Origin of the sequence: Streptomyces sp. SID14478 (assembly GCF_010548525.1) — a bacterium.
Classification (GTDB): Bacteria; Actinomycetota; Actinomycetes; order Streptomycetales; family Streptomycetaceae; genus Streptomyces.
Window position 1 is genome coordinate 1 of the sequence record NZ_JAAGMG010000699.1, and the last position, 9,170, is coordinate 9,170.

General features: G+C 73.3%; 6 protein-coding genes. All 6 read right to left on the reverse strand.

What is annotated here, in order from left to right; all coding sequences use genetic code 11:
* A partial coding sequence (locus G3I40_RS23280) for an MFS transporter (protein ID WP_164304067.1) occupies positions 1-1,215 on the reverse strand: 1,215 nt, incomplete at its 3' end.
* A gap of 60 nt (positions 1,216-1,275) precedes the next feature.
* A complete protein-coding gene (locus tag G3I40_RS23285) occupies positions 1,276-2,295 on the reverse strand; it encodes a ketoacyl-ACP synthase III family protein (RefSeq protein ID WP_164304068.1) in 1,020 nt (339 codons plus the stop codon).
* Positions 2,296-2,415: 120 nt separating this feature from the next.
* Positions 2,416-3,183, reverse strand: a complete 768-nt coding sequence (locus G3I40_RS23290; protein WP_164304072.1) for an alpha/beta fold hydrolase — start codon at positions 3,181-3,183, stop codon at positions 2,416-2,418.
* A 29-nt stretch (positions 3,184-3,212) separates the two neighbouring features.
* On the reverse strand, positions 3,213-4,220 hold the full coding sequence (locus G3I40_RS23295; protein ID WP_164304069.1) for an LLM class flavin-dependent oxidoreductase: 1,008 nt from the start codon (positions 4,218-4,220) through the stop codon (positions 3,213-3,215).
* Positions 4,221-4,260: 40 nt separating this feature from the next.
* The gene (locus G3I40_RS23300) at positions 4,261-5,883 is read right to left on the reverse strand and encodes a fatty acid--CoA ligase (protein WP_164304070.1); all 1,623 of its coding nucleotides are present in this window, start codon (positions 5,881-5,883) and stop codon (positions 4,261-4,263) included.
* 22 nt (positions 5,884-5,905) lie between these two features.
* Positions 5,906-9,170 (reverse strand): SDR family NAD(P)-dependent oxidoreductase (locus G3I40_RS23305; protein ID WP_164304071.1); only part of this gene is annotated, 3,265 nt, incomplete at its 5' end.

Below are 9,170 nucleotides of genomic sequence, written 5' to 3' on the forward strand. Positions count from 1 at the left end.
GGCGAGCGCGACGGCGGCCAGCGGCGCCATCACCATGGCCATGCCCGCGCCCGCCACCAGCAGGCCGGGCACCAGCCAGGCCACGGAGCCCTCGGTGCCGATGTGGCGGACCGCCGCCCACAGTCCGGCGAAGCCGGCGAGCAGCACCAGGGCGCCGACCGCGAGGACCTGGCGGCCCAGGAGCGCGGCCATCTTGCGCGCCGTGAGCGAGGTGACCAGGAAGCCCACGCCGAGCGGCAGGAACACCAGGCCCGACGCCAGCGCGCTCAGCCCCACACCGCGCTGCAGATAGAGGGCGAGGACGAGGAAGAACGAGGACATCCCCGAGTAGTAGACGACCGCGGTGACGACACCGACCGTGAAGGAGCGGCGGCGGAACAGCACCGGATTGACCAGGGGGCTCGCGCCGCGCGCCGCGAGTCGCCGCTGGAGCAGACCGAACGCCGTCAGCAGCAGGGGGGAGGCGGCCAGGCACAGCCAGGTCCACAGCGGCCAGCCGCGCTCCCTGCCCTCGGTGAGCGGCAGGACCACGGCGACCAGGCCCGCGGAGACCACGATCATGCCCAGCGGGTCGATCCGGGAGCGGCCCGCGGCCCGGGACTCGGGGATCAGGCGCGGGGCGAGCACCAGGGCGGCGATGCCCACCGGCACGTTGACGAGGAAGCAGGTCCGCCAGCCCAGGCCGGCGATGTCCGCGTGGATCAGCAGGCCGCCGATGAGCTGGCCGAAGACTCCGGCCAGGCCCATGGTCAGGCCGAACGCGTTGAAGGCGCGGGCGCGGGCCGGACCGGTGTAGGTGACGCCGATGATGGCCAGCACCTGCGGTCCCATCAGCGCGGAGGCCAGGCCCTGCGCGATGCGGGCCGCGACCAGTTGCCCTGCGGTGGGCGCCGCGCCCGCCCAGGCGGAGGCGAGGGTGAACAGCGCGACACCGATCATGAAGAGCCGGCGGCGGCCGTAGAGGTCGCCGAGCCGCCCACCGGTGATCAGGCCCGCCGCGTACGCGAGGGCGTACCCCGCGACCACGAACTCGACCGCGGACGCGGACGCGTGCAGATCGCGCTGGAGATCGGGGATGGCCACGTTGACGATGAAGACGTCCAGGGTGATCACGAACGTACCGATCAGGATGATCGGCAGTGTCGCCCAGTGCGGTGCGGCCGGATCCCGCTCCCGGGTCGCGGCGGCGGGCGTCCGCGCTGTCTGCAGAGCCATGTTCGAGGGGTCCTTTCGTGTTCCGGGTGTGCCCGGTGGGGGGAGGTTGGAGATCAGGTCCTAGGACCAGGCGGGCACATCGAGGATTTCCACCACCGCGGCGGAGTAGCTGAACCCGGCCCCGGCCGCCACCAGCAGTACGAGGTCGCCGGGGCTGACGGAGCCCTCCTCGACCAGGTGTTCCAGGCCGAGGAACTGGTCGCCCGCGCCGATGTGCCCGACGTGCCGGCCGATGTCCCAGGTGCTCTGCTTCTCGGTGAAGCCGAGCAGTTCGTAGTTCTCCGGCGACTCGCCCCGGTGGATCAGCGGCATCGCGACCCGGGCTATCTCCGCGGTGCTGACGCCGGCGTCGGCGAGCGCCTGCTCGGTCGTCGCCATCAGCACGTTCTGGTAGCGCTCCCAGGACCCCTCGGCCTCCGGGGTGACGGCGTGCTGCATGCCGCGCTCGCGAAGCCGCAGCGGTATCTCCTGGCCGGGCGTGGTCGCGAACGGCTCAAGTCCCCGGTTCCAGCGCTCCAGTGAGTTCTCGGCGCCCAGGCAGGCGGAGACGAGGCGCGCGAAGCCCGGCCGCTCGGACAGGACCAGGGCGCTGCCGCCGTCGGCGAAGATCAGGTTGAGCTGGACGTTCCACCGGTCCACCCACGGCGCCGCGAAGTTGTCACCGGACGTCAGCAGGACGGCCGGGGTGAAGCCCGTGGCGATGTACCCGGCCGCCAGACACAGCGAACCGAGCCCGGCGTTGCAGCGCTGCTGGAGGTCGAAGCCCGCGGCCGCGGCGCCCACCGTCTCGTTGGCGACGTACGACGCGGTGGGCCACATCTCGTGTCCCTGGAAGCCGCAGGAGGAGTGCAGCACCAGACCGACGTCCTGCGGGTCGATGCCGGAGCGCTGCACCGCGAGGCGCCCGGCGCGCACCGCGAGCTCCGGACCCGACAGGCCGTCGGCGATGGCGATCGACTCGTAGCCGAGGTTCTGGTGCTCGGCGTCGACGAGCCCCTGGGCGACGGCGTCGCGCAGGGGGACGACCTCCGGGAGCCAGGAGGCAGCCGCGTTCAGATACAGGTCGGTGTCGAACTTCATGGCGTCTCGATTCCTTCGCTCGAGGTCACGTGGGCGACCCCGGCAGGCGATGGACAGCCACTGTCGCGCACACCGCTGACGTGCGGCTGACGCGCTCCTGACGGGGTCCCGGTCCGGGCCTCAGGAGGCCTGGGCCAGGGCGAGCCGCTGCAGGCGCTGGGCGAAGTGCGCCGTGACGGCCTGGGCGTGGGTGTCGATGTAGAAGTGGCCGCCCGGGTACTCGTTGTGGCCCAGGTAACCGGGGGTGCGTGCGGCCCAGTGGGACATGGCGTCCGGGTGCTCCTGGAGCGGGTCGGAGCGGCCGCCGTAGGAGGCCAGCGGGCAGCGGACCGCGGCGCCGTCGTCGTCGTGGTCGGCGGCGACCCGCAGGTCGGCACGGAGTGCGGGCACCACGAGGGCGAGCATCTCCGGGTTGTCGTAGATCTCCGCCGGGAACGAGCCCAGCTTCTTGATCCACTCGACCATCTCGGGCTCCGGCATCCGGCTCTGCTCCTCGGTCGGCTTGAAGAAGCCGATCGGTGACCAGCCGGACATGCCGACCATGAGGGGCGAGCGGCCGCCGTCCTCCTCCATGCGAAGGGCGAGACGGAACGCCAGCTGGGCACCCAGGCAGTGGCCGAACAGTGCGAACGGACGCTCGTCGAGGTCGTCGAGGACGGCCTCGTGCAGCGCCTCCAGGAGCGGCTCGAACCGTTCGTACGTCGGCTCGTCGCGGCGGTTGTGGCGACCCGGCAGGGTCACCGCCTGGGGGGCGATGTCGGGCGGCAGCAGCCGCTCCCAGTCGCGGTAGATGATGGCGCCGCTGCCCGCGTGCGGCAGCAGGAACAGGCGTATCGAAGCGTCGGGCGAGGGGTCGACGGGGTGGAACCACTGGCCCGCCCTGGACATCCCCTGGCCGATGGCGCTGATGGCACTGGTCACGACTGTGCACTCCTCACGGTGGTGGACTGGCCGATGGCGCGTACCGCGGGCAGCAGCACCTCGGCGATCTCCTTCAACTGCGGCTCCGGGTCGAGGGATCCGATCCGCACGACCAGGTGCCGGGCGCCGGCGCGGACGTACTCGCCCAGCCATGCGGCGCATTCCTCGGCGCTGCCCCAGGCGTAGGCCTGGATGGCCCGCATCTGGTCCAGGGAGCGCCCGTAGTAGTGGCTGATGTAGTGCTCCAGCTCGGTCTTGGCGGCGCTCCGGCTGGGGTTGACGGTGATCGTCGCGTACAGCGCGGGCGTCACGGCGCCGGCTCCGCGGCCCGCCTCCTCGGCGAGTTCGGCGATCCGCTGCCGGGCCCTGCCGTAGGCCTCGGCGTCCGGCAGGAAGGGCAGCCAGCCGTCGTAGCGGGTCGCGACCCTGGCCAGCACCCGGGGGGTGTCGCTGCCGGCCAGCCAGAGCGGGGGGCCGCCCGCGGTGGCCGGGGCGGGCAGTCTCTGCAGCCCCTGCGCCTGCCAGAACCTGCCCTCGTACCCGGTCGGCTCGTCACCGGAGCGCCATGCCGTGCGCCACAGGTCGCTGATCTCGTCCAGCCGGCCGACGCGGCCCTCGAAGGAGGCGCCCACGGAGGCGAACTCCTCCTGTGTCTCCGGCATCGGAAAGCCGGAGCCGAGGCCGAGGACCAGCCGGCCCGCGGCGACATGGCTGAGGCTCGCGGCCATGTTGGCGCCGATCAGCGGGTGCCGCAGGGCGGGGGTGAGGGCGGCGGTGCCGACCGTGATGCGCTCGGTGGCGGCGGCCGCGGCGGACAGCACGACCAGGGGGTCGAGGCGGGGCCGGGCGGTCAACGAGTCGCCCGCCCACAGGGAGTCGAAGCCGAGCGCTTCGGCGCTGCGGGCGAAGTCGAGCAGCGGGGCGGCCGCAAAGCTGCCGTTGATGGCCTGTTCCCGGGTGGGCAGCAGGACACCGATGCGCAGGGGGCCCGCGTCGGGGGTCATGGGTCGCTCCGTTTCATCGGATTCGGGGGCTGACGCGCCGTCATGCCGCGTTTCCACCCGGGGAGTTGCGGCGCTCGGCGAGCTGCTCGCGCACCGTGCGGCGCAGGATCTTGCCGGAGGGGTTGCGGGGCAGGGAGTCGACGACGTGGTAGGCGCCGGGGATCTTGTAGTCGGCGAGCCGGCCGCGCAGGGACAGCAGCAGCTCGCGGGAGGTGGCGGTGGCCCCGGGCCGCAGGACGAGACAGGCGTGCACGCTCTCGCCCCAGTTCTCGTCGGGGACACCGACGACGGCGACGTCGGCGACCGCCGGGTGCGCGGCGAGCGCCTTCTCGACCTCGGCCGGATAGATGTTCTGCCCGGCGACGATGATCGTGTCGTTGATGCGGTCGCACAGGTGGAGGTAGCCGTCCTCGTCGAGGTAGCCGACGTCGCCCATGTGCAGCCACTCCCCCACCAGCGTGCGGGCCGTGGCCTCGGGCAGGTTCCAGTAGCCGAGCATCCGGGCGGGGGTGCGTACGCAGATCTGGCCGATCTCGCCGGGCGGCAGCCGGTGGCCGGCGTCGTCGATCACCTTGATCTCGTTGCCGGGGCAGGGCAGGCCGACCGAGTCGAGGACCGTGCTGCCCGGGTGGTGCACCGCGGGCGGCAGGCACACCGACACGCTGCCGGTCTCGGTGCTGGCGTAGATCTGCGCGAACTCACAGCCGTAGGTCTCCAGGCACTGCTTGAGCAGCGTCTCGGACATCGGCGCGGCCCCGTAGGCGATCTTGCGCAGGGAGGCGAACGCCTCGGGGCCCGCGCCGCGTTCGCCGGCCATCATCTGCAGCATGGCGGGAGCGGCGAACGTCGTGGTGACCCGGTGCTCGCGGATGAGCCGCACCGCCTCCTGCGGATCGAACTGCGGCATGATCACGCTGGTGCCGCCCGCGTTGAAGGTGTGCAGGAACCAGCCGATGCCCGCCACCCCGAAGCCCGGCAGGGAGATCAGGGAGACGTCGTCGGCCCGCCAGTCGATCCAGGAGACGCCGTCCTCACGCATCGCGTGCGGCAGGGTGAAGAAGCTGCGGTGGGCGAGGACCGCGCCTTTGGGCAGGCCCGTCGTACCGCTGGTGTAGATCTGCACGACGGCGTCGTCGGGTCCGGTGCCCGGCACCGGATCGCTCTCGGGCTGGTCGGCGGTCCAGGCGGGCAGGCCCGCGCCGCGGGCCGGTTCGCCGTCCGAGTCGGCGCCGTCCACCCGGATGACCTTGCGCAGACCGGGCAGTTGCCTGCGGACCGTGGCGACGGTGTCCCAGAACTCGTCGTCGACGAAGATCAGGGACGCCTGGGCGTCGCGCAGGATGTGGTCCACCTCGGCCGGGGTCAGCCGCCAGTTGACCGGCACCAGGACCGCGCCCGCCTTGGCGCAGGCGAGCATGACGACGTAGTAGTTCTCCGACTCGCGGCCCAGGTAGGCGACGCGGTCGCCGGTGCGTATGCCGCAGGCCCGCAGGGCGTGCCCGGCGCGGTTGCTGTCGCGGTGGAACTTGTCGTACGTGGTGACCCGGCCCTGGCAGATGATCGCCGGGTGGTCCGGGCGGCCGCCGGCGTGGGCCCGGGAGGAGTGGGTGAGGGTCCAGCGCTCCCTGCCCGCCAGGGCCGGCAGTTCGATGGTCTGCGTCATGGTCGTCCCGTCTCTGCGTCGGTCACGCGGTCGGCACCGGGCCGAACTGGGCGTTGAGGAAGGCGGCGAGCTGCCGCACCGTCGGGTGGTCGTAGGTGAGCGAGGCGGGCAGCGGCAGCCGGAAGGTGCGTTCGAGGCCCGCCTTGACCTGCTGTGCCATGAGGGAGTCCAGGCCCAGCGAGACGAACTCGGCGTTCGGGGGCAGTTCGTCGGCCTCTTCCAGGTTGAGGACGGCCGCGACCTTGTCCCGGACCAGGCCGGTGATCTGTGCGCCGCGTTCCTCGGCGGGCAGGGAGCGGAGTGCCGCGAGGTCGAAGCCGCCGTCCGGTTCGGGGGCGTGCCGGGCGAGCCGGTCGAAGAACAGGTCGCCGGTGACCCGGCCCGACATGTAGCGGTCCCAGTCGAAGTCGCCCACCACCCGCTGGCTGCGCGGCCGGTCCCAGAGCCTGACCAGGGTGTTCAGGGCCCGGGTGGGTGAGAAGAGGTGGACGCCGCTGTGTTCCAGTTCCTGGATGAGGATCTCGTCCATCCGCGCCGACATGCCGACCCGGGACCAGGAGCTCCAGTTCAGGGCGAGTCCCGGCAGTCCGCGCCGCACCCGCCAGTCGGCGAGGCCGTCGAGCGCGGCGTTGCCCGCGGCGTAGTGCCCCTGGGCCACGAAGCCGCCCAGGATCGACGAGACCGACGAGTAGACGACGAAGAAGTCGAGGTCGGGGAAGTGCTGTTCGGCTGCCTCGTGCAGCAGCCAGCCGCCGTACGCCTTGGCCTCCAGCTGCTGGTCGATGGCCTCCCAGGTCAGCTCGGCGATGAGCTTCTTGTCGTACGACGGCCCCGCGGCGTGCACGATCCCGCCGAGCCGGTGGGGTCCCTCCTCGATGCGGCGCACCAGTTCCCGTACGTCCTCGGGACTGCTGATGTCGGCGCGTACGACGGCGAGTTCGGCGTGTTCGGCGAGTTCGGCCAGCAGCGGCGCCGCCTCTTCGGCGGGCTCCCCGCTGCGGCTGACCAGCGTCAGGTGCCGGGCGCCCAGTGCGGCCAGCCGGCGCGCGGTCACCAGACCCAGGCCGCCGAGGCCGCCGGTGACGAGATAGGTGCGGTCGTCGCGCAGCCCGGTGGGGGCCTGCTCTGCGGACGCCTGCGGCGCGGCGGTGGGCTCCTCGGGAACCTCGGGAACCTCGGGCAGCGTCACCCAGGAGCGGCCCGTCGGATGCGACAGCGCCGTGCGCAGAGCCTCCCCGGTCTCCTCCAGGAGGAAGTGCGGTACGTCGTCGACGTCGGGGCGCACGGCGTGCACCACGGACGCCGCGGGGACCGTCAGCGTGGAGCGGTACGTGCCCTCGTGCCGTACGAGGACCTCGTCGCCCGGCGCGAACCCGGTGCCGGGGGCCGCGGCGAGCACGGCGCCGACGGCCAGGGTGCCGAGGACGGGCGGCGGGTCGGCCTCCTCGTCCTGATCGTCCTCGGCGCGCTCGGCGCGGGACGTGTCGAGGGCGGTGCGGGCGTCGGTGGCGGTGAGGCCGACGGTGCGCACGCGCACCTGGACCTCGTCGGCCTCGGGCGCGCGGTCCGCCGCCGGGACCAGGACCAGGTCGGACAGGTCGCCGGAGTCGGCGGCCCGCAGTTCGTAGCCACCGCTCCAGCCGAGCGAGGCGTCCCCGGCCAGCAGGCGCCGCACGTAGCGGCGTCCGGGCCGGTGCGCGATCTGGTACTCGCCGGGCGGCGCGGCCGTCAGCTCCGCCAGGAGCGGTTCGAGGCCGCTGCCCGGAGCGAGGTCGACGAGCGTGGCACGGAACTGCGGGTACTCGGTGAGCAGTACCCGGCCCAGGCCCCACAGGGTGGCCGCGGCGAGGTGTCCGCCGTCTCCGCCCGGATCGCCGGGCAGCGCCTGGGCGCCCTCGGTCACCAGCCACAGACGGGGCGCCACGACGGCGTCCCGCGTGCTCAACTCGCCCATGACGGCAAGCAGTTCGCGGTAGTTCTCCTCGCATTCGGCGCGCAGCCGGTGCACGGACATCTGATCCGGGTGACGCCGCCAGACGCGGCAGACGTCGGTGACCGTGGGGTCGTCGAGGGCGGCCTTGAGATCGGCGACGTCGGGCAGCCAGGTCACCGTGAGTCCGGGCACCGCGGTGAGCGCGGCGGCCCGGGCGGGGGCCGGGTCGAGCAGGACGACGTGGCGCGGCGCGGGGGCGTCCTGGGCGGCGGGCAGGGACCTGCGCACCCACTCCGGGCGGTGCAGGAACTCGCGGCGCCCGGTGGGGCCCTCGGGTCGGGCGAGCCGGACGCCGAGCAGTTCGGCGACCGGGTCGCCGTTCTCGACCAGCAGGACGTCGGCGACCCGCTGGTCCGCCTCGTCGCGGACCCTGGCGAGCAGCCGCAGCTCCTCCCCGCGCGGCTTGCGGAAGTGCCGTACGCGGGCGATGTGGCGGGGCACGAAGACCGGCCCCTCGGGGTCGAGGACGACGCAGGCCTGTGCGGCGGCCTCCAGCAGGTCGGCCGGCACATGCTCCACGGCCGTGGCGTCGCGGCCGCTCAGGCTGCCGGTGACCACGCCGTCGTCGCGCCGGTCGGCGCGCAGCAGCAGGCGCATGCGGGGCCCCTGCGGACGGCCCACGGAGGCGAGGTCGGTGTAGATGTCCTCGCCGACGATCTCCTGCGCGTGCGGTGCCAGCGCGGCGTTCAGCTCGGCCAACTCCGAGGCGGGGACGAGAGGTTCGGGATCGGCGGCGACGACGGCGGTGGCGTGCAGGTTCTCCTCGCCGCCGACCACCGTGAACACCTCCACCTCGGCACCGCCGCCGGGGCGCGGGCGCCACCGGCTGGTCAGGGCCACCGTGGTCTCGGCGGGCAGGTCGAGCGGCGCGAGCAGTGCCAGGTCGCGCACGGCGCAGCGGGCATGGCCCTGGACCGCGTCCTGCAGCGCGAACAGCAGGTCGATGTAGGCGCCCGCGGGCAGCGTGGTGTGCCCGTCGGCGGACAGGTCGGCGAGCGCGCCGAGCTGCTCCGCGGTGAACTCGGCGGTGAACTCCCTCACACCGCTGGCGAATCGCTCCTCGGTGCCGAGCAGCACGTGCCGGGCGGTACCGGCGGTCGCCGCGCGGCGGGAGTCGGCGGACGGCAGCCAGTAGCGCTTGCGCTGGAAGGCGTACGTCGGCAGGTCGACGAAGGCGGGCGCCGGGTGCCCGCCGTGGTAGTCCGACCAGGAGACGGCCAGGCCCGCGGTGTAGTAGCCGGCGAGCGCGGTCAGCGTGGCGGTCGCGGTGCGGTCGCGGCGGCGCAGGCTGGCC

Bases quoted from the DNA above. Each gene is read 5' to 3' on its own strand.
- G3I40_RS23290 (WP_164304072.1), bottom strand. From the start codon at position 3,183: ATGTCCAGGGCGGGCCAGTGGTTCCACCCCGTCGACCCCTCGCCCGAC.
- G3I40_RS23295 (WP_164304069.1), bottom strand. From the start codon at position 4,220: ATGACCCCCGACGCGGGCCCCCTGCGCATCGGTGTCCTGCTGCCCACC.
- G3I40_RS23300 (WP_164304070.1), bottom strand. From the start codon at position 5,883: ATGACGCAGACCATCGAACTGCCGGCCCTGGCGGGCAGGGAGCGCTGG.
- G3I40_RS23285 (WP_164304068.1), bottom strand. From the start codon at position 2,295: ATGAAGTTCGACACCGACCTGTATCTGAACGCGGCTGCCTCCTGGCTC.